Raw genomic sequence first — 23,129 nt, 5'->3', positions numbered from 1 at the left:
GAATAGTGAATAGTGAATAGTGAATAGTGAGTAGTGAGTAGTGAGTAGTGAATAGTGAATAGTGAATGCGGTTTACGGTGCAATTCTATTAATTAAAAAGAGGTGATAAAATCTGTTAAAAAGGTTATAAATTATTCATTTCTGCGATAATTTTCATCGTCTCTACACTAACCGTTGTCACTCTCATTAATAACTCAATTACCTCCTCTTTATAATCAGCAAATTTATAATTATTGAACTTTTCTGCTATAGTTTTATCCTTCGGTTTTTTCTCCTTATATTGATCTAAAATCCACTCTAAAGCACTACGATTTCCTAGTTTATATTCCCATACTTCTGGAGGAATTTCTGTTAAAGTCGTTACCTCATCAATAATAATTTGATGTTTAATTTTATCGGCTTTTAACTTAACTTTAGGCATCTTATTCCCCCCTTTATCAAGCAGTAGGGGGGATTCTATTCTTTTTAAATTATAAGGCTCGATCGAACTATAATTAAGGTGTAAATCCATCAACTTTTTACCCCATTTTGCCCATTGATGAAAGTCATCATAAAAGGGTATTCTCGGAAATTCTCTCTTTAAATTTAACTCATATTTCGATCGATATTCTGGGTTATGTAAAACCCCATAAACATAATAAAAAATATCAATTTTTTCGATACCTCTCACCGTAAAACAGGCATCTTGCCTGTTATTGTCAGACGGGCTAGAAGCCCGTTTTACGTTATGATAGTATTCTCTAAATTTCTCTAGTGCATGATCTGTTATATTATCAATTCTCTCTCCATTTTCATCATAATTATATAGTGCAAAACAAGTAGAACCTCTTGCACAAAAATTCAAATCACAGAGAGTATTAATAGATAGTAAAAGAATATCTGTTTGTTGATTATTAGCAAAACAAATTACTTTATTTAACGATGTTTTATCTTTGAAAAATAGATGCTGTGAACCTTTTATATCAATAGGAATATAACTAAAATAAATATACGTTGAAATAAATGGTCTATAATGACTTTTTCTAATATCTTCTATATTAAAATTACCTAATTTATGTTTTCTTAATTTATCTCTTTTTATCATCTTACTCCATTTGATTAAATTTCTTTCAGCTAAAAAATTGTCTAAAACTGGATTAGACTCTTTACTTATATCTTGATAGTTATTATCTTCTTTATATTGAATCCAGCGATTAACTTCATAGTTATATTCATCAATAAAAAATTGACTTTTTTTCACTAAATTATCGAAATCAAAATCATATACCCATTCATCCCGATTAGTAGCTACTCCATTAGAATAAATACTAAAAATCGTTTCATTATTTTTCTGTTTACTCACCAGAGGAATTAAATCATTAAAATCATTATCCGTTAGATTAATCCAGTTATTTTTATCATCAGGATTGATAGATTCAAAATCCATCTTTTCAAAATTTGTTGTAGCTAAGAACTTTAATTTTTCTTCGCCAGAGTTAACATTTTTAGGAATAAAATAATTAATTTTACAAGGTTTTTTATTATCTTGATTACCAACTTTTATCATGAACATAATGGCAATACCTAAAGTAATGTTAAATACATTTCCTGTATAATTGTCTCCTTGAATATCACCGCCTAAATCAATGATATAAATAAAGTCAAATTCTTGACTAACACTCTTACGAAAACCATCAAAACCTCTTGCATTGATAAAAGAAGAATTAGTAATAAAAGCGATAATTCCTTCATCATTTAACCTATCACTTGCCCATCGATAAAAACGAGAATACATATCATAAACCTTTGTTTTTTGGGCAGTACTTTCTTTAACATAAGTCTCTTTTATCCGTTTATCAATATCAGGATATTCCCGATTTTTATTATTATCATTCTCATTTTTTTGATTAGCATTATAGGGAGGATTGCCGATAATTACCGAGATTTTCCTCTCATTTTGTCGCTTAATTCTCTCCGTATTTTCTTGACTCATAGCGAACAAATCAAACTGTTTTCCGCCGAAATTACTATGATCTAAAGTATCCATTAAACAGATATTATTAAACTCTAAATATTCTCCTGTTTTCTGCTGATAAGTATATTCAATATTGAGATTTGCTATGTAATAGGGCAAAATTGACATCTCGTTACAGTGAATCTCATTTCTATATTTATACTCAATATCTCTATCTAATAAATAGTATAAAATTTCTGTAATAAATGTACCTGTACCCGTACAAGGATCAAGTATTTCTACTCCCTTATCTCCCAATGTTTTATCAAAGTGTTTTTCTAATAAATGATTAGTACTTTCTACCATAAATTTAACTATCTCATTAGGAGTATAAACTATTCCTAGTCGATCGGCTTCTTTAGGATTATAGGCTTTATAAAAGTTCTCATAAACTACTTTCAAAAACTTCTGTTTTTCCTGATGATTAACTATACTAGAGGCAGTGCGAATAATGGCATTATAATAACTTTGAATCGTTTTAAAAGTGTTCTTTTTAACACTACCAGTAAAGAAAGTTTTGATGACTTCATTTAATTGTTTTGCGATGTTATTTTCTTGATGAAATTGAGCATCACTGAAAATATTTGTAAAAATATCCTCTGTCAAAATGTGCTGAATTATCATCTCTCGAATATCATCTATTGTGATGTCGGGATTAATCGATTCTTGACAAACTTTGAGAAATTTATCCCTTGCTAAAATGAATGGTTGATTTTGGGCATCTAAATCCCCAAGTTTGGGTACTTGTTGATATTCTCCCCCAGAATTGGGGGAAGGGGGGCAATCCGCAGAATTAGAGCAGTGGGGGTCTTGTCGATCGATCAGTTTTCTGAGAGTATCGATTATAGTGGGTAAATCTTGACTAAAATTTGCGATGGCACTTCTAAAGTCTTTAACTTCTGCCCTTTCATAGTCTAAAAATTGATTAAGTAAAGTATCTAAAGCGTCATCATCCGCCATATCAATGCGGAGGGTTTCGTTACCATTTTGGATTAAAACGGCGGTTTTCGTGTCTTCAAAGAGAATATTATCGTTAGGATAACCCTTGTTGAATTTTGTCTCAATTTCAGCGTCTAAAGAATCTTTTTCGTCTTTTGCCTCCCAATATCCCCAATCCAAACGCAAAGCATCCTTGACAATACCATCGAGACGAATTGGTTTATGGAAACGACTGTTAATAGTCAACTCCTCCACCAATAAAAAATCCTTCGGCTTACAATAACCGTTGAGTAAAGTAGCAAAAGCGTAACGAATTGAACTTTCATTACTGCTACCGCCGTATCTTTTACGGCTTTCCAAGTCTCGGCGATATTGATGGATAAGAGTTTTTGACATAATGGATAAAGTTTCTTGTCTGATATGAAACTCAAGTTAATTATTCTGTTGCAAAAAATAACCTAATAGATACAATGAGCCACATAGTACTATAATCTGTTTTTCATTGTCCTCGATCGAGCTAACTTTTTCTAGGGCGATGAATAAATCATCATAAGTGTTAACTTTTGTTAAGGAAGGATTGACATTTTGTGCAACTTGTGAGAGAAATGCTGTATCAGCGCTACTATGATCAGGAACTGGTACTAAGTGTAATTGATCTTGAGGACGCAGTAAAGCCTGAAAAATCCCTTGATGATCTTTTGTACTTAACATCCCCATTACCCAGATAATCGGTTTCTGAAAAGTATCCACATACTGCCTTAAAACTTGTGCCGCCGCCACATTATGCGCCCCATCGATTAACATTTTTTGCCCTTGCCACGTCACCCATTCAATTCTCCCCCTCCACTTTGCCTTTCTCATCCCTTCTTGTATATGCTCAAGTGAGATATTCCAGCCTTGAACTTGTAATATCTTTATAGTTTCGATCGAAAGTGCAGAATTTTGTAATTGTATATCTCCTGCGAGGGGTAAAGGGTATTCTATATCTTGATATTTAGCCCAAATTTCGCCATTTTTAAAGATTTTTTCAGCAGATTCTACCATTATACGAGGACAATCTAAGATTTTTGCCCTATTCTTAACGACTTCGATAGCTTCTGACGGTAAATTCCCCACAACCACAGGACATTGAGGCTTCATTACCCCTGCTTTTTCTGTGGCAATTTCTGTTAATGTGTTACCTAATCTTTGCCAATGTTCTCTACTGATAGATGTAATAATACTAACAAGGTTTCGATCGCACACGTTTGTGGCATCAAGCCTTCCTCCTAAACCAACCTCCATAACAGCAACATCAACTTGACATTCCGCAAAATAAAGCCAAGCCGCCGCCGTCACCACTTCAAAAAGAGTCGGGCATTCTTCCAAGGAATCAGCAACGGGAGAAATATATTTAATAATATCGACTAATTTTTCTGTGGAAATAGGTTTTTCATTTAAACAAATTCTTTCATTCCAATTGACTAAATGAGGAGAAATATAGCGTCCTGTTTTATAACCAGCCTGAGTTAAAATTGACGATAAATAGGCACAAACTGAACCTTTACCATTTGTACCTGCTACATGAATTATCTCAACTTTTTCTTGAGGATTTCCTAATTTATTTAATAGATTTTTAATTCTTTCTAAACCTAAACTAATGCCAAATTTTTGATAAGGATTTAGTAATGTATCAATATCTGTTATTTGCTGATAATTATTCATTAAATTAGTTTCTTTTACTTCTAGTTATAATAAATGATATTTTAACAAAAATTGTAGGCTTTATTGAGTTCAATTTATTGAACGAAAACTATTAGCTTTGTCAATTTATGATCCTGTTGGCGAAACATTTTGTTACAAAAATTTGACAAAATCAAAGATTTGTGAGTACAAAATAAATTAGGTAATATCTCAAACTGCCAAGAAATAAATTTCATGGCTTATAGCTTAAGTCTGCTAAAGCGACTAATTTCAATACATTAAACCGCTTTTTTTGTATTTCTTTTTGTTTCAAAAATATTTGTGAAATTGCTTTAGCAGATTTTCGCTGTTAGCTTCGTCAATTTATTGCGAAGCGAGTTATTGTATAAAACCGACTTTTTGTCAAGTTTTATGTTAAGATTTATTTCGCCAACAGGATCATGAATCGCGCAGCGTTGCGAGGCACGAAGCAATCTGATGTCTAATAGATACCGTTAAATAAATTTAACTCAATTTCTACAAGAAATATCATGGTTTGTAATAATAATTTGTCCCCGATGTCTATTTTAATCACGATCGATCACCTATGGATATAATATGATTAGCACCGAAAATAGCTTCATAATGACGATAAAATTTAAACTCTAAAATATTATAAAATGGGTCTTGTAAAAAGAAAGTTTTATGTTCAGTTAACTCATTTTTAAATCTTAATTTAGGTTGTTGATATAACTCTAAATTATAATTATTACAGCGATTTAATAAATTATCCCAATCGGATTCATCAGTGAAAATTAAGCCAAAATGACGAGGATAAATACTCGCTGGAGGTGTTAAAATTTCTTTGGTGGTATGCCCCACTAATTGATGTCCATAAAAATCAAAAATAACAGCGTGTTGATTTTCTCTACCAATTTTTGAGCCTAGTATATCACCATAAAATTTCTTGGCTTCTTCAATATTGGTAATAGGTATGGCTAAATGAAAAATAATTCGATCGAACATGAGAGAATTAAGAATGAAGAATTAAGAATTAAAAACTATTCACTAATTGACAATGAACAATGAACGATCGATAATAAGAGGTTACGATCGAAACGAAAGCATCTTGAATTGAAAGAATGGAATTATCAGAGTTAAAAAGAGATATTAGTATAATCAGTGAGCGCCTGGGTAAAACTCAGGACTATCTTTGACATACCTAATCTTAAAGCACAAATAGCAGATTTGGAACAAGTGGCTTCCCAACCGAATTTTTGGGATAGTGGCGATAAAGCGCAAGACACTTTACAGCAATTAAATGATGTTAAGTCCAATTTAGAACAATTCTATCAATGGCAAAGTAACGTAGAAGACACTAAGGCAATTATTGAGTTATTGGAGTTAGAAGAAGATAGCGAATTATTCCAAGAAGCAGAAAATAATCTTATCTGTATCACTAAAGAGTTAGATAAATGGGAATTGCAAAAGTTACTCAGTGGCACTTATGATCAAAAAGGTGCTATTTTAACTATTAATGCTGGTGCAGGTGGTACAGATGCTCAGGATTGGGCAGAAATGTTATTAAGAATGTACACCCGTTGGGCAGAAAAACAAAATTATCGTGTCACCTTAGCAGAAATTTCCGATGGTGACGAAGCAGGTATCAAGTCGGCTACTTTGGAGATTGAGGGAAAATACGCCTTTGGTTACTTAAAAGGGGAAAAAGGTACTCATCGTTTAGTTAGAATTTCTCCCTATAATGCCAATGGTAAACGACAAACCAGTTTTGCAGGGGTGGATGTGATGCCCAATTTAGGAGAAGATGCCATTAAGTTAGATATTCCCGACAAGGATTTAGATATTTCCACTACTCGATCGGGGGGCAAAGGAGGGCAAAATGTTAATAAGGTGGAAACTGCTGTGCGTATTGTCCATATTCCAACAGGTATTGCGGTCAAATGTACTCAGGAACGATCGCAATTACAGAATAAAGAGAAAGCCTTAGCTATACTCAAGGGTAAACTATTAATCATCGCTGAAGAACAAAGGGCGCAAGAAATTGCCGAAATTCGGGGGGATATAGTGGAAGCCGCTTGGGGTAATCAAATCCGTAACTATGTTTTCCATCCTTATCAATTAGTTAAAGATTTGCGCACTAATATTGAAACCACTGCTGTTAATGATATTTTAGACGGGGAGTTAAATAGTTTTATGGAAGCATATCTAATGAGAAATGAGGAATGAGGAATTAAGAATACTGTGAAATTTATTTTATAGCTTCTTGCGATCGATACTAAACAATGAGAAGATATAGGCTAACTGATCAAAATATGTATATTTAGTTAAATTTAAAATTAATTATGGTGGTTGCAACCCAATCAATTCAAGAACTCTGCGTTAATGCTATTCGTTTTCTCTCCATCGATGGCGTTGAAAAAGCTAAATCTGGACACCCCGGTTTACCTATGGGCGCAGCGCCTATGGCTTTTGTTTTATGGGATCAATTCATGAAGTTTAATCCCAAAAACCCTCAATGGATAAACAGAGACAGATTTGTATTATCCGCAGGTCATGGTTCTATGCTTCAATATTCTTTGTTACATTTATTTGGTTATGATAGCGTTTCTATTGAAGATTTAAAACAGTTTCGTCAGTGGAAGTCTAAAACCCCCGGACACCCTGAAAACTTCGTTACCGAAGGCGTAGAAGTTACAACCGGTCCTCTTGGGCAAGGTATCGCTAATGGTGTTGGTTTAGCTTTAGCTGAAGCTCATTTAGCGGCTAAATATAATAAGCCTGATGCAACTCTAATTGATCATTACACCTATGTTATCCTTGGGGATGGTTGCAACATGGAAGGTATTTCTGGGGAAGCCGCTTCTTTGGCAGGACATTGGGGTTTAGGCAAACTCATCGCTTTATACGATGATAACCACATTTCGATCGACGGTAGCACCGATATTGCTTTCACCGAAGATGTTTCTAAGCGCTTCGAGGCTTACGGTTGGCACGTTCTTCATGTAGAAAATGGTAATACTGATTTAGATGCCATCGCCGCCGCTATTGCCGAAGCTAAAACAGTCACTGATAAACCTACCATGATCAAAGTTACCACTACCATCGGTTTTGGTTCACCCAAAAAAGCTAATACCGCAGGTGTACACGGTGCCGCTTTAGGTGGTGATGAAGTAGAAGCTACCCGTAAAAACTTAGGTTGGAATTACGATCCTTTTGTTGTACCTCAAGAAGTATATGATCATTTCAACAAAGCGATCGAAAAGGGTGCAAGTTTAGAAGCAGAATGGAATCAAACCCTTGCTACTTACAAAACTAAGTATCCTACCGAAGCTAAAGAATTTGAAACCATTACCTCTGGTGTACTTCCTGCAAATTGGGCTGATTGCTTACCTTCCTACACTCCCGAAGATGCACCTTTAGCAAGTCGTAAACATTCTGAAAACTGCTTAAATGCTATTTCTAAAGTATTACCTCAGTTAATTGGCGGTTCGGCAGATTTAACCCACTCTAACCTCACTCAATTAAAGATTTCTGGGGATTTCCAAAAAGGCGCTTACGAAAATCGTAACGTTCACTTTGGGGTGCGTGAACACGCTATGGGAGCTATCTGTAACGCAATTTCTTTACATAACTCTGGTTTAATTCCCTACGGTGCAACCTTCTTAGTTTTCACCGACTACATGAGAAATTCTATCCGTCTTTCTGCTTTATCCGAAGCCCAAGTAATCTGGGTAATGACTCACGATTCGATCGCACTAGGAGAAGATGGACCCACTCACCAACCCGTCGAACACGTTGCCTCTTTACGTTTAATCCCTGATTTACTCGTATTCCGTCCTGCTGATGGTAACGAAACCTCTGGAGCTTACAAAGTTGCGATCGAAAGCAAAAAAACCTCATCCTTATTAGCATTAACCCGTCAAAACTTACCTAACTTAGCAGGTTCGTCCATTGACGCAGTGGCAAAAGGTGGATATGTAGCCGCTTGTGGCTTTGCCCCTAACGAATTAGACTTAATCTTAATCGGTACTGGTAGCGAAGTGGGATTATGTATCGAAGCCGCCGAAAAACTCAAAGCTGAAGGCTTAAAAGTGCGTGTAGTTTCCATGCCTTGTGTGGAATTATTCGACAAACAAAGCGACGAATACAAAGAATCCGTATTACCTAAAGCCATCAAAAAACGTATCTCTGTGGAAGCAGGTGTTACCTTCGGTTGGGAACGTTTTGTCGGTGATGAAGGAGCTTGTATTGGTATTAATACCTATGGTGCATCTGCCCCGGGTAACGTTGTGATGGAGAAATTCGGCTTTACCGTTGATAACGTAGTAGCAACCGCTAAGAAAATTCTTGGTTAATAAATTACAACTCCAATTTTAATCTGTAAGGTGGGCATTGCCCACCTTTTTTAATAACTAGGGGTTTTTCCGTCAGCTTTCTAATTAGATCGTCTGTGATTTTATAGGTAAAAATTTGTTGTTCATCTTCTCCTTCAGCTTCAAAATAACCACGACAATTAAATTAATAAAACTGGATAAAAATTATGATTCTGAAATAGAGCTATTTTTTTGACTACTTTTAAGCAAGGTAATTGCCAGACTAACCATGATATATCCTATACAATAAGATGCAAAAATATCTGATACCCAATGGACTCGCAAATAGGCACTACTTATGCCCATTAAGATAATGGAAAAAGTGGGAATAAAATAACAAATAAATCTATATTTAGGAAAAGATTGGACAATAAAATAAGCTAATAAAAAGTATAAAATTAGATTTCCCGAAGCGTGCCCACTAGGGAAACTATAACCAAAAGCATTATCTACCAATCGATCGAGCGGACGGGCAATAGCAAAAAAAGGCTTAAGAATTCGATCGATCAAAATGAGAATAGAAAGAGTAAATAAAGCTAAAACTTGAGCTTCATCCCACAATTTTTTGCGCACTAAAAAAATTAAACTAAAAAGCACAATAAAAGCGGCAACTTCTGCTTCTCCAATGAAATAAGAAGCCTTAGCAATATTAAAAAACCAGTCGGGTAAAATAATGTGTAATTGAGCTAAGATATACTCATCCAAAGATTTTAATTCACCGCTAGAAACCCCTATACTAATCAGAATAAATATTAATAATGCAATACTGGAAAAAAAAAGATTAACTCGATTAAAATAATAAAAAAATTTTTTTGGTTTTAATAAATGTTTTTTGAGGTTTTGTATTTTTATTTGCATTGAAATTTAATTAAACCATCCTTGTTATGTTTAATATCACCTCTTGTTGAAAGAAGGTTCGATCGCACAGCTTCGTGATCGAAATAGTTAATCTGCAATCTTAGCATAAACAAAAAATTTTATATCGAACTAAGGTAAAATAGTATCTTATACAGTAATAGAATAGAAAAAATAATCATGACTGAAGTTAACAACGACAAAACCTTAGAAGCAATGAAAAACTTTGCGGAACAATACGCTAAACGTACAGATACTTACTTTTGTATAGACCCTTCCGTTACTGCCGTTGTTATACAAGGTTTAGCACGTCATAAAGAAGAATTAGGCTCACCTCTTTGTCCTTGTCGCCACTACGAAGATAAAGAAGCGGAGGTGAAAAATACGTTCTGGAATTGTCCTTGTGTACCCATGAGAGAAAGGAAAGAGTGTCATTGTATGTTATTTATTACTCCCGATAACGAATTTGCAGGAGAGAAACAGGACATTACATGGGAAGATCTACAATCCGTAAAATCTTAGAGATACTCATCAAAACTCTTGACTTCTTAATCATTACTCCTTCCTTCCTCTTCTCCCCTTCTTATCTTCATCATTCTCAGGTGCTTTTGAACGGCATCAATGAATGAAGAAAGAATTGTCGCACCTAAAGGTGCGAGGAGTTTTAAAAGCATTATTGACAAATTAGGGCGCTTGAAGGCGAATAACGTTGTCTTCGGGCAAATAGTCTTTATATTGACCATTTTCGGCTAAAATTCCCACTATATTTAATTCCATGTCGGGATCGATATGTAAATCTTTCCAAGGTACAGAAATTTCAATACAGGTATCTAAGGCAACTTTTCCACCACAATAACGAGAGTGCCAATTACCGTCTTCTCCAGCTTCCTGTAACCAAATTGTTTGAGTTACTAAGTTGACGCATAAATGATGACGATAATAATAGTTAAGAGGAGCTTCATCGGGTAAGTTTGCTAAATAGAGACGATTGTTGTGCATCGATCGATCGGGATAATACCAGACAAGGTGTAACTCTGATGGTAAATCTTGCCCTGCTTTTACCCCCGGTTTCAGATCGAAACGTAGATAAAAGTTAAGGTGATCCCAACCGTAAAATATAGCAGGGATGATACTTGCTTTGTGCATTGTACCCCTTGCGCCACCGAGTTTGATTTTTCCTGCTTTATCCCAGTCTTCTTCGTCTCCTTTACCATCGATAACAGGATGAATGAAACTAGCAGGTTGATAGTCGTTAGCCAATTTTTGCTCGACTTCGGCAACGGGTTCGTATAAATATTCGGGAGGAGTTTCATCTAAGGCTTGATAAAGAGCGATCAAATGTTCTCTAAAAAGTTGATCAAACATGGCATCATGGTTGGAATGATGGGGATCACCAAACCACCAAAACCAGTCTGAACCTTCGGCGGCGTATAATGCTTCCCATGCTTCGGGGTTACTTTCTTCGGTGGCTTCGGGATGTTTAGCAAGGGTTTCTCTGGCGGTTTTTAGGTATTCCCACGCTTTATTTTTAGAGGGATCACCTATCCATGTACTGAAACTACCGTCAACCCATGAACCACTATGTAATGTGTTACTGTTGAGGGTTTCTGTCGCTGGAAATTTGTCGAGAAATTCCGATACTGTCACTAATTGGATTTGAGATTGTTGAGATAAGCGACTGTAAAGAGATTCTAAGAATAGTTTGCCGTCTTGTTCGTAAAATTCCCAACAGTTTTCTCCGTCTAGCGCGATCGTAACTAACCAAGGATTTTCTAAGGTACTTTTATCCCCCCATTGTCTCTCTTTCAGTCTTCTGGCAATGGCTTCCAAATGTCCGATTAAGTCTCCTGCGGCTTGATCTGCATTCATAGCGCCGTAGGTAAAACCGATTAAGTCTGATAAACGGTGATCCCGAAAAACAATACTTAAGTCACCTTCGGGGGTTTCCAGTCGATAAGGGCGATATAAGTATTCAGGTTCGTATAAATTTCCCATTTCATCACGATTAAAAAAGTGATTGATACTCCATCCTAAAACCGCTTCATCGGAACATAACCAATTAAAACCTCTCTTGGCTACATGGGGCAGAATTGAAGGGCTGACGGACTGTTCACTAGGCCACAATCCCCTCGGCGATCGATCGAACCGCTCCTCATACATCTTCCATGCTTTATTGAGGTGACGGGGGATGTCTTCTTCCCACTGAAAACGAGTGTTAGGTAAAGTCATGTTAGGGATTGCCACTCGTCCAGCGTTGGTGTCTGCTAACAGGGGTAAAATGGGGTGAGTATAGGGTGTAGTGGTGACTTCCAATTGTCCCGTTTCCTGCATTTTTTTGTGTTGAGGAATGATACGAGCAATGATTTCCTGTTGTTTTGCACAGATGTTTTTTCGATCGAACAGAGTGAAATTTTCTCCTCTTTGTAACCATTCTGCAATTTGTGGATCATCCCAAAAAAGAGGGTCAAACCACGCTAAATTATGCCATGCTAACAAGTCACTATAATCTCTTTCAATCCACTTCTCATAACACCACTGTTTACCGTTAACATGACGTTCTTGATATAGTTGTTCATAACGTGCATGAGGACGAATTAAGTGATAATGGTTAGCATCGAAAAAATGTTCAATGATGTATTGTTTTTGTTCTCTATTTAATTCACTGACAGGAGTTAAAGTCAAAGCCAGATAAGGATCGATCGCGCTACCGTTAGCATATTCTTCTAACTGGAGCATCAAAGAAGGTACAAGATTAACAGTTTGATGTAACTGGGGATATTTTTCAAGGATTAACACTAAATCAAGGTAATCTTTGATACCGTGTAACCTAACCCAAGGTAAACGATAGTTTCCACCAAAATCATTACTAGAAAGACGAGATTTGTAGAGAGGCTGATGCTGATGCCAGATAAAAGCAGCGTAGAGAGGGTGAGCCATAATTTCAGGAGATTGATAAATAATCTTTATGAATTTATCTTAATCAATTTTTTTTTCTTTATAAAAATCCCTTAAATTTTCTTAACATTATCTTTCCCCACTGTAAAACAGGCATCTTGCCTGTTTATTTAGCTAAAGTTTTTCGATCGAAATTATTTAAAAGAAGTTAAACTCAAATCAGGACGTAAATTTTCCGCTTGACGCAAGTAAGAATGATACATCTCTGTTTGTGGTTTAGATGTATTGATATAAATCAAGACTCGAATACATTTTTGTAAACTCCCCTTTACCTGCATTTGTTGTAAATCTAATAGGGGTATATTTGCCCATTGAGGATATTCCCTAGCAATGGCGGCAGGAAAAACCGCATCTAAATCGGGGGTAGCGGTAAAAATAACGCTGATAACGTCTTCATGTTTTAGTTGATTACGGGTTTCGATGTCTTTTAATAACTCTCTTACCGCTTCTCTCATGGCTTCGATGGTATTTTCCGAAGCCGTAGTAGCGCCTCGAATTGCCCGTACATTCAACATCAACTTTTCACTCCCTTGCCAAGTTAAGTGCATATTTTAGAACGATAGATTAAGGACGATATAACCATAAAGGTTGACCACTGGTAGCCAATTCAAATTCTAACCAATTAATGCTAGATCCTACCCTTGATTTTACCTGAGTTCGTCCATTAAGCAAACGATCGACGAAAGATTTTGGTTGCTCAATGGTTTCACATTCGGTTTTATCAGGATCAAGTTTAACTAATTCACAAGCCCATCTAAAAGCGTCTTTCTCTGTACCTAATCGATCGACTAACCCTAATTCTAAAGCCTGTTGTCCACTAAAAATGCGCCCATCAGCAAAACTTTTCACGGTATCGATGCTCAATTTTCTGCCTTCGGCAACAGTTTGCACAAATTGTTCATAGGTACTATCAATTAACTGTTGTAAAATCTTGTGTTCTTCTGGCGTTAAATCTCGATCGAAAGATAGTATATCCTTATAGGGTCCTGATTTGATGACTTGAAAAGACACTCCCACCTTATCTAAGAGTTTTTCGACATTGTTTCCCCTAATAATAACCCCGATACTACCTGTAATCGTTCCTGCATTAGAAACAATATGATTTGCCCCCACGCCGATATAAACACCACCAGAAGCGGATATATTGCCGAAACTAGCCACTATTTTGATTTTTTCCCCTAATTTCTTCAAAGCCGAGTATATCTCTTGAGAATCTGCCACCGTACCGCCGGGGGAGTCGATTCTTAATAGTAAGGCAGGAAATTTTTTTTCTTCTACTATCTCTAATGCTTCTAATACTTGTTCTCTGGTTTTAGATGCGATCGCACCTGTAATTTCAATTCGAGCGATTTTTTTTGTGGATGACGTTTTGAAAGGCCAAATCATTATATTTTTATATGTACCTTGTTATAGTAATGCAAAACAATATTATATCTCAAATTTTACACTTCTTAACATTTGCTCCATCAACTTCGAGTATCTTTAATATATTAAACCCAACAGGGCTGTTTCATTTTCAAATTTTTGTTTAAGAGAAAGTAATGAGTAAAGAGTAATAAGTAATGAGTTTTGATAATTTATTCAAGATTTATTATTATTACCTGAAATCTGGAAGCAAAAAAACTCCCTAATCCCCTAATACCCTAACACCCCAACATTTTTTAGCAACTTACTTTGAAACAGCCCTGGTGAACCCAACCCCACCAAAAAATAACAAATAGGGGTTGCTTTATAGTATTATTCCCTAGTCTTCTAGTCTTCATCGTCTTACCTTCACCGAAAATTTTATGACAAATACCAAAGAAATATCTCCCTACTTTATCTTAAGTACAACCGCTCCTGAAAACTTGGACAAACTTGGACATCATCAAATAATGACTCCAAATCCATGATTATTGCGTTAACCGAGCAGAATTGTTAACGACTCGTGACAAGGAATCTCACCTTGTAATAAAAGTGTCTTGCGACTTGCCATTAAACCTATTACTATGTAACTCATCTAATAGCTTGACCTCTACTTCTCTGTTAGAGACACTAAAGAAACTATGACGTTTTATGCCAAAGAGTTTCTTGTTAAGGGCATTCCAAAAACTCCAAACGTGCCGACTAGAATCAACTTGAACTAATCGGGCGTAACTGGTTGGAATACGCTCTTTTTTCCTTAAAGCCCGTCTTGCTAATACTAAAGCCGCCGCCGTATCACTCGACAAACCATAAAGCCTCATAAATTTCGTCAATCCCATTAAACTTGAAAAGGCGGGATTAACTTTTATTACCTCAATTCCATACTTAAAAGCACAACTATTTAACATTTGCTCAAAACAACTATAAGCAAAGTTTGATAACATTCGAGAATATTTTACACCCTCCTGTTTCATGGTTGCTTTTTTTCTTTCAAAATCTAAATTTTCTATACTAATTGGACATTGATAATCATAAGCTAATTTCACTAATTTTTTCACCGCATCACCGATAATTGCCTTTGTTTGATTAGTGCTTTTATCTCTTACATTTATTTTAATTTGTCCTTTTGCTTTTAAATTTCCCTCACTATCACAATAACTCCAACCGATAATATTTGGGTTTAAATCTATCCCTAACATTCCATTTTTTTGCTCAGAGATAGTGGGAGTTTCGGGCAAATCAAAACTACAAAATATATACCATTTCTCATCTTTTTTGACAAATCTAAAAGTTAATGCTTGTTGATTATTTAAAGCATATTCTACATCCCTTTGTCCATAATTAAATTTGACATTTTCTATTAAATAATACTTCCCAAAAATTGATTCATAACAAGGTGGTACTCTAATTTTTAAAGTGCCATTAGGCAATAATTGACAATTTTGATTACCATTAGTTTCATTTTTTGAACCCACTAAAGTAAATTGTGAACTACGAGTTTTTTTCCAGTCTTTTAACCATTCTTGGTGACTAGAATAACCATTTTCTTTTAAATTATATTGAGCGTACCATAGTTTTTTACCCCCAAAAACAAGAGATGGTTTTTTCTTTTTTAAAGTTGCTAATCTATCTTTTAAAGTTGCTAATTTTCTTTGTTTTTGATGAAGAGTAAATCTTAGTTTACTCCTGACTGATTTTTGATTTCTGCCACAAGATAACGGTAATTTTTCTAACTTTTTCTTTTCACTCTCAATAGTTTTTTGTAAACCTTTAATCTTTAACTGTGTTTGTTTTATCTGACTTTGATAACACTCTTTTCTGGAAGCGATTTTACCTTTTAAGATGATGTGAATAGAGTTAAATTGACGAGCATTTATCCCGTACTTTATTTGATAACTTTTCTTTAAATCATTCAGTTTTTTTCCTTGTTCTAAATCTTTGTATAAATCTCTTTCTATTTTGCTAAAAAAATTTCCCATCACATCACAAAATTCTGTGACTTCTGGATTTAACAAAGTTTGATAGGTTATTTTAGTCAAGGGAATGAATGATTTTGACGATTAATGAATCTGGGATTATTATATCATGAAGAAGAAATATGGTGATTCCTGAAAAAAATTGGACAAATATCTCAAAAATCACAAAAAATGTCCAATTTTTTCTAAGATTGTCTAATTTTATCGGTACAGTCTGTTAACCCAAAAACAGAGAGTTAGTGACGGTAAAGTTATATCTATTTTTTCTGGGTGTGAGTCAGCTAATTATATTTTAGTGACAATATTACCCCAACTGGGTGACTTTGATAGTTTGGAGTATGCTTGGTGGTTAAATCGGGAAAAAGACTTATTTACCTCTAAAAATATTGTAGTCAGATCGATCGGGATTGGCAATAGAGAATCTGGCAAAAAATTTTGTCAATATACTGGCTTTTGTGAAGATAATTTATTTATTGATTCTACAGCAAATATTCATCAACAATTAAAGTTATATCAAGGTTTAAATTTGCGTATTCCCTTATTTTCTGCGACACAAAATGCGTGGTTAAATTTATTGTTAATGTGTGCTGGAATTGGCAGTAAAGGAACTCTTAAAGAAGTTTTTCGAGGTTATTTAGGGGATAAAAATGCCCCTCCATTATTCAGCAATAATCAGGAAATTAATATTAAACCTTTTCCTCCCATTAAAGGCTCATTATTTAATAAAGCAGGACAAAATTATCAACGCCCTTTTGAATTAGCTACTCTACGTTTACAAAATATGGTAGAAGTTTTAAAATATTGGCGCAATTATGTTCCGTTCGATCGATATATCACCCAAAGAGGAGGTACTTTTTTATTTAATGCCCAACAAGAGCTAATTTATGAACATCGAGATGAAGGTATATTAGGATTTGCAGAAAATATGAGTAATCCCTTAGCATTTTTGCAAGATTGCCTCGTTACTAATCAATCAGGAAGATAATTAATTATGAAATATACGATTAACTAATAGGCTAATTTATTACTAATATAACGATTTAAACTTATCTTTTCTTCCGTAGCTTCTCTTGCTAGTTGACGGTGAAGTTCAGGAGGAATACGCACTAAAAGTTTACCACTGTAAGTTTTTTCTGATATAGGTTCGGGAATATTTTCCCCGTTGGCTTCCATATCTGCGACAACTTCTTTTACTAAATTAGTAATACCTTCTAAAGCATTAATTCGATCGACATCAAGGTAAGATAAACTGGGAAATTCGGTACATAATCCGACAAATTCTTGATCTTCTGCTGACCAAATTACTCGATAACTATAGTGTTCATGATTAATCATCGATTATTTCCTCTATTTTTACGATAGCAGTTAATACTTGTTTTACTTGATAAACTTTTGCTTTTCCATTTTTTTCTTGAATGTTGACACGAGGATCACCTAGCCAAGGTGTTTTATAGACTCGATGACTTGTCCCTTGTTGTCTTGGTTTGCCAAAATAATAATCACATACTTTAACTAAATCATTGAAATTGACATTTTGCGGGTTTTTTCTTATTTGAGCTACAAGTTTTTTTATTTTTATCACGAACTTAATTTCTAAAATTATAGTATCACTATTAATACTATGTCAAGAAGGTTTAAGATTAAAAGACTTAAGATAAAGTAATTAAGCTAAACGAAGAGCAGAGAACACAAATTAATCAGTTAAAGATCAGATTATGAATATACGATCGTTATTCAATGGAGTGATGAAGATAACTGTTTTGTGGTATTTTTGCCGGATTTTAAGTATGAAATGCAACCTATTACTCACGGTGAAACCTATGAAGAAGCCTTAAAAAATGGGCAAGAAGTTTTACAATTAATTATAGAAGAATATCAAGAAGATGGTAAAATTGTACCTCAACCTAAAACTTTTGTTTTTGCTTAAATAATTATAAACTTATTTATAGTGAAGTTATGAAAATCAATACTCGTGAAACACTGCATCAACAAATTGATAATTTACCTGATGATGTTGTAGAAAAAATCGCACAATTTACATCATTAATTACTAGCAATAGTTATGATAAAAATATTTCTGAATATAGTGATTGGCAAAAAAAAGAATGGCAAGAATTTTGTTTAAGTCAATTTTTTTCAGATGATGATGATATTGAATATTCTTTAGAAGATGCTCAGGAAATTTATTAATGATAAAATCAGGAGATATAGTTTTAATTCGTTTTCCTCAAACTAATTTAAAAGAAGGAAAACTTCGCCCTGCTTTAGTGGTTGTCATTAGTCCTCATGGCAAAAATGATGTATTATTAGCCTTAATTTCTTCTCGTATTTATCAAGCCGTAAAAGATTTTGACATCATTATTAAAACTTCCGATGATGATTATATCACCAGTGGTTTAAAAGTTACTTCTGTTATTCGATTAGGAAGATTAGCTACTATTGACTCATCGATTATCAATGCACGTTTAGGTAATATCTCATATCAAAGATTAAAACAGGTTAGAAGAAATTTAATCAATTGGTTAGAATCAAAATAATAGTAAATCTAAATGAAAATAGAATCTTTAAATAAAAAAGAGCTTGAAACTTATTGTCAAAAAAATGGTATTAAAATACAAAGTAAAAATACAAAACAACAGTTATTAGAATTAATTAATCAGGATAAATTTAACAAAATTACCGATGCGATTAAACAGGGGAAACAATTAGAATTGTTAATATCTCAAATTCATTTACTTTCGGAAGAATATGCTTCTCAATTAAAAGTACAAATTGATTTAAGAAAAGAAGAAATGAAAAATGATGATACTTCCCATTATTTAATTTATAGAGTTTTAGGAATCACCAGTCAAGAAGGGCAAAAAATAGATGAATATCAAAATATTGGCAGGTTTTTGTATAATTATGCTGGTTCTTTTTTAGAAGAAGTTGCTTCTTTATGTTGATTATTTAACAATCCTCAAGGAAGAAAAACTATTGTTAAAAATTCTGTTGGTACGAAACCCAAAACCTTTGAAATTGATTTTTTAGATGGCAATGACGCTATAGAAATTAAATGGAGAGATGCCACTACAGACGGAGATCATATCACCAAAGAGCATAGGAGGGTAAAAGCGATCGAAAATCATGGATATAAACCCATCAGAGTAATGTTTTATTATCCTCAAAGAGAACAAGAGCTATCAACATTCAACAAACCTTAGAAACGGTTTACAAGGGTGTAAATGGAGAATATTATGCAGGAGAAGAAGCATGGGATTTTATTAAAAATCGTACAGGATTTGATTTAAAACAGATTTTAATAGATATTGCCGATCAAAAAACACCAGAAAAAAGTTAAATTATGGAAAAAATAATTAAGGGAAATTGTCTTGATGAGTTAAAAAAAATTGACTCAGAAATAATCGATTTAATTTATTTAGATCCGCCATTCTTTACTCAAAAAAAACATTCTTTAACAACTCGTGATAATTCTATTAATTATGAATTTGATGATGTTTGGCATAGTCTAAATGATTATTTATTAATGATGGAAAAATGTTTAATAGAATGCAAAAGGGTATTAAAAAAAACTGGTAATATTTTTTTACATTGTGATAAATCAGCTTCTCATCATTTAAGAGTGTTATTAGATAAAATATTTTTACCTGACAATTTTAGGAGTGAAATTATTTGGTCTTATAAAAGATGGTCAAATTCAAAAAAAGGTTTACTTAATTCCCATCAAACTATTTATTTTTACTCCAAAACAGATGATTTTAAATTTAACACTATTTATAGTGATTATTCTCCTACAACAAATGTTGATCAAATATGGCAATTAAGAGAAAAAAATAGCTATGGAAAATCAGTATATAAAAAAGATAAAAATGGCAATATAATATTAGCTCAAGAGAAAAAAGGCGTTCCTTTATCGGATGTTTGGGAAATACCTTTTTTAAATCCAAAAGCAAAAGAAAGAGTTGGTTATCCCACGCAAAAACCTGTTTTACTTTTACAACAAATTATTAATATTTCTACTGATGAAGGGGATTTAGTTTTAGATGCTTTCTGTGGTAGTGGTACAACTTGTGTAGCCGCTAAATCTTTACATCGTAATTTTATTGGTATTGATATATCTGAAGATGCGATCGAACTTACTAAAAAAAGATTAAATGAGATGATTATAACAACTTCTGAACTTTTAGAAAAAGGAAAAACAAGTTATATAGAAAAATCTGAAGATGAACTATTTTTATTAAAAAGTATTAATGCTATTCCCGTACAAAGAAATAATGGAATTGATGGTTTTTTGAAAAGACAATTTAATAATAAACCTATACCTATTAGGATACAAAAAAAAGATGAAACTTTAGAAGATGCGATCGAAGCTATTAATAATTCACAACAAGCAAAAAAAAGTGATCTTAAAATAGTTATTCAAACTAATAATTATCGTCAGTTATTTCCTTTAGAAGATAATAAAATTATCATTATTAAATCTTGTGACTTATTGATTCAAGAAGAATTAAAAAAATAAATAGGATAGTTTATAATCAATAAAATTATATCTCGATAACGTGAGTCTAAATCTTAATTCATATATGACTGTTGCATTGTTTGGCACTAGCTCAGATCCCCCTACCATTGCCCACAAAACCATTTTAGGTTATTTGAGTCAAAATTATGATTTAGTGGCGGTATATGCCTCAGATAACCCCTTTAAAACTCATGCTTGCAGTCTAGTCGATCGAGCTAAAATGTTGCAATTATTGCTAGAAGATATTAATTTAAGTAACATTATTCATTGTCAAGATATTAGCGATAGGCGGACTCTTAACACTGTAAGGAAAGCGAGGCAAAAATGGGGGGAAGATGTGGATTTGACGATGGTGATAGGTGGAGATTTAGCATCTCAGATTTTTACATGGTATGAAGCCGAAAAACTGTGGCGACAATTAAAAGTTTTACTCATCCATAGAGAAGGGTATATGATTGAGCAAGAAATCATAAAAAAAATTAACGATCGAAGTCGAGGATGTTTAGTGGCATCTTGTGAAATACCGCCTTTTTCTTCCACTGATTATCGTCATAATCACGATGAAACCGTATTAACTGATAAAGTAAAGACTTATATTAAAGAAAATCGTTTATATTTGGATGACGAAACCAGTTGTTAAAGTGAAGCAAAATTTAGCGCAATTTAAAGTAGGAGTAGATAACGTTATCTTTTCCGTGGATACTATCAATAATCAACTTCTAATTTTATTGGTAAAACGGGAAGAAGAGCCTTTTAAAGAATACTGGAGTTTACCCGGTACATTAGTTAAATATCAGGAGTCTTTAGAATCCGCCGCTTATCGTATCCTTTCTGAAAAAATCACCGTTAATAACCTTTACTTAGAACAATTATACACCTTTGATCATTCTTCCAATCCTCAGTTCGATCGATATTTATCCGTCAGTTATTTTGCCTTGATGAGATACGAAGATGCAACTATTACCAAAAATATTAAAAGTGTGGCGTGGATTAATCTCGATGCTATCCCTACCCTTGCCTTTGATCACAACTCTATTTTAGAATATGGCTATCAGAGATTGCGCAATAAATTAGAGTACAGTCCGATCGCATTTGATGTATTGCCAGAATTATTCACCCTTTACGATTTATATCAACTTTATACCACTGTTTTAGGGGAAAACTTCACCGATTACTCTAATTTTCGCTCACGATTGCTGAAACTAGGATTTTTAATCGACACAGGAGAAAAAGCCCATAAAGGGGCAGGGCGCCCTGCAACGCTATATCGTTTTGATACTAAGGCTTTTGCCCCATTAAAAGACAAACCGTTATTATTTATTTCTCATTGTTCGCTTATTTGAAAAAGTCAAAGAGTGAAAAATAACTTCAAATGTTTAATATATAAGGATTTGAGTCAAAAAAGTAGAGACAAAGTCTAATTCGTTGAGGAGGTTGATTATGTTAGCGATCTTCGTGTTACAACCTACTCTCAAGAATAATAATTAGCGTAATTAATACGGCTCTTCTACAGTAGCTATGATCGATCGTTAAGATACAGCCCAATTTAAGAGGATTCTTTGCCGAAAATTCTCAAAATTTGTCATACCGTAAGCCCTTCTCTTAATCAACTTAATTTTTTGATTAATTCCTTCTACAGTACCTTGAGTTGTTCTGTTATCAAAATAACCTAATATTTCCCCTATCCATCTCCTTATTGTTTCACAACTTTTCGGAAAATATTTTTGTGCTACTGCTAACCAATTTCCTATTTTATCTAATGCCTCATCTTCTTTTATTTCACTATTAAATATATCTCGCAATGCCTCTTTTTGTTCATACATTTCTAGGAGTAAGGGGGCTACTTTTTTCACTTGTTCTAATTTTTCTTTTTCCACTTCATTGAGTTCTTCTTTCTTTTTTAATAAAGGATATTTACTATATTTTAAACCTTCTAATTTTTCTTCTCTTTCTGTTTTATTTTCTATTTTCTCTACCTCTCTTTTTTGCTTTTTTCTATAAGCATCTAATTCTTCATTTATTTGTTTCATTATATGAAATCTATCTGCTATTATATTTGCATTAGGCATTAATTCTTCTGCCACAGTTTTATATCCTATCCATAAATCTATACTCACTTCTTCAATTTGTTCTAATACTTCAGAACCTAGACTGAGCAAGTATTTTGTAATGGTTTCTTTATTCCTATTTTCCACTGAATAATCACAAGGATTTACTGTCCATATTATTACTCAGTAATATCATACGATCGAGCTTAACATTTAATATTTTAGCATTTGTTGACTAAATTTTTATACTTAGTTTATCATAACTACTGTAGAAGAGCCAATAAACCCTAGTCCATTGAGAATAATTGCTTTTACTATTTGACCAGGTGAGACAATTTCTCTATCATCAACCCCAAGGGCTTCATTAATAATTTGTTCAATACC

Annotated in this window: 22 protein-coding genes and 2 pseudogenes; 12 read left to right on the top strand and 12 right to left on the bottom strand. The window is 33.8% G+C overall.

Annotated features, from left to right (window positions below):
* Nucleotides 1-124: 124 nt before the first annotated feature.
* The 3 genes from ACN4EE_RS14425 to ACN4EE_RS14415 all read right to left on the bottom strand — a co-directional run bounded on the left by ACN4EE_RS14425 (nucleotide 125) and on the right by ACN4EE_RS14415 (nucleotide 5,620).
* Nucleotides 125-3,328, bottom strand: a complete 3,204-nt coding sequence (locus tag ACN4EE_RS14425; RefSeq protein WP_431707150.1) for a type ISP restriction/modification enzyme — start codon at nucleotides 3,326-3,328, stop codon at nucleotides 125-127.
* 36 nt (nucleotides 3,329-3,364) lie between these two features.
* Nucleotides 3,365-4,636: a bifunctional folylpolyglutamate synthase/dihydrofolate synthase gene (locus tag ACN4EE_RS14420; RefSeq protein WP_431707149.1), complete on the bottom strand. Its 1,272-nt coding sequence runs from the start codon at nucleotides 4,634-4,636 to the stop codon at nucleotides 3,365-3,367.
* A 549-nt stretch (nucleotides 4,637-5,185) separates the two neighbouring features.
* On the bottom strand, nucleotides 5,186-5,620 hold the full coding sequence (locus ACN4EE_RS14415; protein WP_431707148.1) for a VOC family protein: 435 nt from the start codon (nucleotides 5,618-5,620) through the stop codon (nucleotides 5,186-5,188).
* A gap of 116 nt (nucleotides 5,621-5,736) precedes the next feature.
* Here ACN4EE_RS14415 and prfB point away from each other — a divergent pair.
* Together prfB and tkt are read left to right on the top strand one after the other, a co-directional pair.
* Nucleotides 5,737-6,841, top strand: a protein-coding gene (gene prfB, locus ACN4EE_RS14410) for a peptide chain release factor 2 (RefSeq protein ID WP_431707147.1) whose coding sequence is annotated in 2 segments (ribosomal slippage) — nucleotides 5,737-5,808 and nucleotides 5,810-6,841 — 1,104 coding nt in all. Because the reading frame shifts where the segments join, the coding sequence is not laid out codon by codon here.
* Nucleotides 6,842-6,957: 116 nt separating this feature from the next.
* The gene (gene tkt / locus ACN4EE_RS14405) at nucleotides 6,958-8,970 is read left to right on the top strand and encodes a transketolase (RefSeq protein ID WP_431707146.1); all 2,013 of its coding nucleotides are present in this window, start codon (nucleotides 6,958-6,960) and stop codon (nucleotides 8,968-8,970) included.
* Nucleotides 8,971-9,153: 183 nt separating this feature from the next.
* Here tkt and ACN4EE_RS14400 read toward each other — a convergent pair whose 3' ends face one another.
* Nucleotides 9,154-9,846 carry a phosphatase PAP2 family protein gene (locus ACN4EE_RS14400; RefSeq protein ID WP_431707145.1) on the bottom strand — a complete coding sequence of 231 codons (693 nt, stop codon included), beginning with the start codon at nucleotides 9,844-9,846 and terminating at the stop codon, nucleotides 9,154-9,156.
* Between the two features lie 177 nt (nucleotides 9,847-10,023).
* Here ACN4EE_RS14400 and ACN4EE_RS14395 point away from each other — a divergent pair, with 177 nt between their 5' ends.
* Nucleotides 10,024-10,365, top strand: coding sequence for a ferredoxin-thioredoxin reductase catalytic domain-containing protein (locus ACN4EE_RS14395; RefSeq protein WP_431707144.1), 342 nt, complete (start codon nucleotides 10,024-10,026; stop codon nucleotides 10,363-10,365).
* A gap of 162 nt (nucleotides 10,366-10,527) precedes the next feature.
* On the opposite strand, the gene ACN4EE_RS14390 is transcribed toward ACN4EE_RS14395, so the two are convergent.
* The 4 genes from ACN4EE_RS14390 to ACN4EE_RS14375 form a co-directional block, all read right to left on the bottom strand.
* Nucleotides 10,528-12,780, bottom strand: a complete 2,253-nt coding sequence (locus ACN4EE_RS14390; RefSeq protein ID WP_431707143.1) for a glycoside hydrolase — start codon at nucleotides 12,778-12,780, stop codon at nucleotides 10,528-10,530.
* Between the two features lie 152 nt (nucleotides 12,781-12,932).
* A complete protein-coding gene (aroH, locus tag ACN4EE_RS14385; RefSeq protein WP_431707142.1) occupies nucleotides 12,933-13,346 on the bottom strand; it encodes a chorismate mutase in 414 nt (137 codons plus the stop codon).
* Between the two features lie 16 nt (nucleotides 13,347-13,362).
* Nucleotides 13,363-14,184, bottom strand: a complete 822-nt coding sequence (gene sppA, locus ACN4EE_RS14380) for a signal peptide peptidase SppA (RefSeq protein WP_431707141.1) — start codon at nucleotides 14,182-14,184, stop codon at nucleotides 13,363-13,365.
* A gap of 554 nt (nucleotides 14,185-14,738) precedes the next feature.
* Nucleotides 14,739-16,241 (bottom strand): IS200/IS605 family accessory protein TnpB-related protein, encoded by a 1,503-nt coding sequence (locus ACN4EE_RS14375; protein WP_431707140.1) that lies wholly within the window; start codon nucleotides 16,239-16,241, stop codon nucleotides 14,739-14,741.
* Nucleotides 16,242-16,392: 151 nt separating this feature from the next.
* Between ACN4EE_RS14375 and ACN4EE_RS14370 the strand changes: the two genes are divergently transcribed.
* Nucleotides 16,393-17,163, top strand: a complete 771-nt coding sequence (locus ACN4EE_RS14370) for a peroxiredoxin-like family protein (protein WP_431707157.1) — start codon at nucleotides 16,393-16,395, stop codon at nucleotides 17,161-17,163.
* Between the two features lie 23 nt (nucleotides 17,164-17,186).
* On the opposite strand, the gene ACN4EE_RS14365 is transcribed toward ACN4EE_RS14370, so the two are convergent.
* Both ACN4EE_RS14365 and ACN4EE_RS14360 read right to left on the bottom strand, forming a co-directional pair.
* The gene (locus ACN4EE_RS14365) at nucleotides 17,187-17,513 is read right to left on the bottom strand and encodes a type II toxin-antitoxin system HicB family antitoxin (RefSeq protein WP_431707139.1); all 327 of its coding nucleotides are present in this window, start codon (nucleotides 17,511-17,513) and stop codon (nucleotides 17,187-17,189) included.
* Nucleotides 17,506-17,760 carry a toxin HicA gene (locus ACN4EE_RS14360; RefSeq protein WP_431707138.1) on the bottom strand — a complete coding sequence of 85 codons (255 nt, stop codon included), beginning with the start codon at nucleotides 17,758-17,760 and terminating at the stop codon, nucleotides 17,506-17,508. Before ACN4EE_RS14360 ends, ACN4EE_RS14365 begins: the two co-directional genes overlap by 8 nt.
* A 144-nt stretch (nucleotides 17,761-17,904) precedes the next feature.
* On the opposite strand from ACN4EE_RS14360, the gene ACN4EE_RS14355 reads away from it, so the two are divergent.
* From ACN4EE_RS14355 to ACN4EE_RS14320, 8 genes and pseudogenes are all read left to right on the top strand, one after another.
* Complete coding sequence (locus ACN4EE_RS14355; protein ID WP_431707156.1) at nucleotides 17,905-18,105, top strand: type II toxin-antitoxin system HicB family antitoxin; 201 nt, start codon at nucleotides 17,905-17,907, stop codon at nucleotides 18,103-18,105.
* Between the two features lie 29 nt (nucleotides 18,106-18,134).
* On the top strand, nucleotides 18,135-18,368 hold the full coding sequence (locus tag ACN4EE_RS14350) for a hypothetical protein (RefSeq protein ID WP_431707137.1): 234 nt from the start codon (nucleotides 18,135-18,137) through the stop codon (nucleotides 18,366-18,368).
* A complete protein-coding gene (locus tag ACN4EE_RS14345; protein WP_431707136.1) occupies nucleotides 18,368-18,715 on the top strand; it encodes a type II toxin-antitoxin system PemK/MazF family toxin in 348 nt (115 codons plus the stop codon). The genes ACN4EE_RS14350 and ACN4EE_RS14345 overlap by 1 nt, the downstream gene beginning before the upstream one ends.
* Nucleotides 18,716-18,727: 12 nt before the next feature.
* A pseudogene (locus tag ACN4EE_RS14340) lies at nucleotides 18,728-19,381 on the top strand (ApaLI family restriction endonuclease).
* Nucleotides 19,360-19,518 (top strand): ApaLI family restriction endonuclease, encoded by a 159-nt coding sequence (locus ACN4EE_RS14335; protein WP_431707155.1) that lies wholly within the window; start codon nucleotides 19,360-19,362, stop codon nucleotides 19,516-19,518. The pseudogene ACN4EE_RS14340 and the gene ACN4EE_RS14335 overlap by 22 nt, the downstream one beginning before the upstream one ends.
* Before the next feature lie 3 nt (nucleotides 19,519-19,521).
* On the top strand, nucleotides 19,522-20,697 hold the full coding sequence (locus ACN4EE_RS14330) for a DNA-methyltransferase (RefSeq protein WP_431707135.1): 1,176 nt from the start codon (nucleotides 19,522-19,524) through the stop codon (nucleotides 20,695-20,697).
* A gap of 64 nt (nucleotides 20,698-20,761) precedes the next feature.
* Nucleotides 20,762-21,337 carry a nicotinate-nucleotide adenylyltransferase gene (locus tag ACN4EE_RS14325; RefSeq protein ID WP_431707134.1) on the top strand — a complete coding sequence of 192 codons (576 nt, stop codon included), beginning with the start codon at nucleotides 20,762-20,764 and terminating at the stop codon, nucleotides 21,335-21,337.
* Nucleotides 21,318-22,040, top strand: a complete 723-nt coding sequence (locus tag ACN4EE_RS14320; RefSeq protein WP_431707133.1) for an NUDIX hydrolase — start codon at nucleotides 21,318-21,320, stop codon at nucleotides 22,038-22,040. Before ACN4EE_RS14325 ends, ACN4EE_RS14320 begins: the two co-directional genes overlap by 20 nt.
* A gap of 186 nt (nucleotides 22,041-22,226) precedes the next feature.
* On the opposite strand, the gene ACN4EE_RS14315 is transcribed toward ACN4EE_RS14320, so the two are convergent.
* Entirely contained in the window at nucleotides 22,227-22,892 is a 666-nt protein-coding gene (locus ACN4EE_RS14315; protein WP_431707132.1) for an ISL3 family transposase, read from the bottom strand.
* A gap of 132 nt (nucleotides 22,893-23,024) precedes the next feature.
* Nucleotides 23,025-23,129 (bottom strand): annotated as a pseudogene (locus ACN4EE_RS14310) (DUF4277 domain-containing protein); the annotation flags it as partial.

Origin of the sequence: Geminocystis sp. CENA526, assembly GCF_050753365.1 — a bacterium.
Classification (GTDB): domain Bacteria; phylum Cyanobacteriota; class Cyanobacteriia; order Cyanobacteriales; family Cyanobacteriaceae; genus Geminocystis.
This window is presented reverse-complemented; position numbering and strand designations above follow the sequence as displayed.

Bases quoted from the DNA above. Each gene is read 5' to 3' on its own strand.
- ACN4EE_RS14425 (WP_431707150.1), bottom strand. From the start codon at position 3,328: ATGTCAAAAACTCTTATCCATCAATATCGCCGAGACTTGGAAAGCCGT.
- ACN4EE_RS14420 (WP_431707149.1), bottom strand. From the start codon at position 4,636: ATGAATAATTATCAGCAAATAACAGATATTGATACATTACTAAATCCT.
- ACN4EE_RS14415 (WP_431707148.1), bottom strand. From the start codon at position 5,620: ATGTTCGATCGAATTATTTTTCATTTAGCCATACCTATTACCAATATT.
- tkt (WP_431707146.1), top strand. From the start codon at position 6,958: ATGGTGGTTGCAACCCAATCAATTCAAGAACTCTGCGTTAATGCTATT.
- ACN4EE_RS14400 (WP_431707145.1), bottom strand. From the start codon at position 9,846: ATGCAAATAAAAATACAAAACCTCAAAAAACATTTATTAAAACCAAAA.
- ACN4EE_RS14395 (WP_431707144.1), top strand. From the start codon at position 10,024: ATGACTGAAGTTAACAACGACAAAACCTTAGAAGCAATGAAAAACTTT.
- ACN4EE_RS14390 (WP_431707143.1), bottom strand. From the start codon at position 12,780: ATGGCTCACCCTCTCTACGCTGCTTTTATCTGGCATCAGCATCAGCCT.
- aroH (WP_431707142.1), bottom strand. From the start codon at position 13,346: ATGCACTTAACTTGGCAAGGGAGTGAAAAGTTGATGTTGAATGTACGG.
- sppA (WP_431707141.1), bottom strand. From the start codon at position 14,184: ATGATTTGGCCTTTCAAAACGTCATCCACAAAAAAAATCGCTCGAATT.
- ACN4EE_RS14365 (WP_431707139.1), bottom strand. From the start codon at position 17,513: ATGATTAATCATGAACACTATAGTTATCGAGTAATTTGGTCAGCAGAA.
- ACN4EE_RS14350 (WP_431707137.1), top strand. From the start codon at position 18,135: ATGAAAATCAATACTCGTGAAACACTGCATCAACAAATTGATAATTTA.
- ACN4EE_RS14345 (WP_431707136.1), top strand. From the start codon at position 18,368: ATGATAAAATCAGGAGATATAGTTTTAATTCGTTTTCCTCAAACTAAT.
- ACN4EE_RS14330 (WP_431707135.1), top strand. From the start codon at position 19,522: ATGGAAAAAATAATTAAGGGAAATTGTCTTGATGAGTTAAAAAAAATT.
- ACN4EE_RS14325 (WP_431707134.1), top strand. From the start codon at position 20,762: ATGACTGTTGCATTGTTTGGCACTAGCTCAGATCCCCCTACCATTGCC.
- ACN4EE_RS14320 (WP_431707133.1), top strand. From the start codon at position 21,318: ATGACGAAACCAGTTGTTAAAGTGAAGCAAAATTTAGCGCAATTTAAA.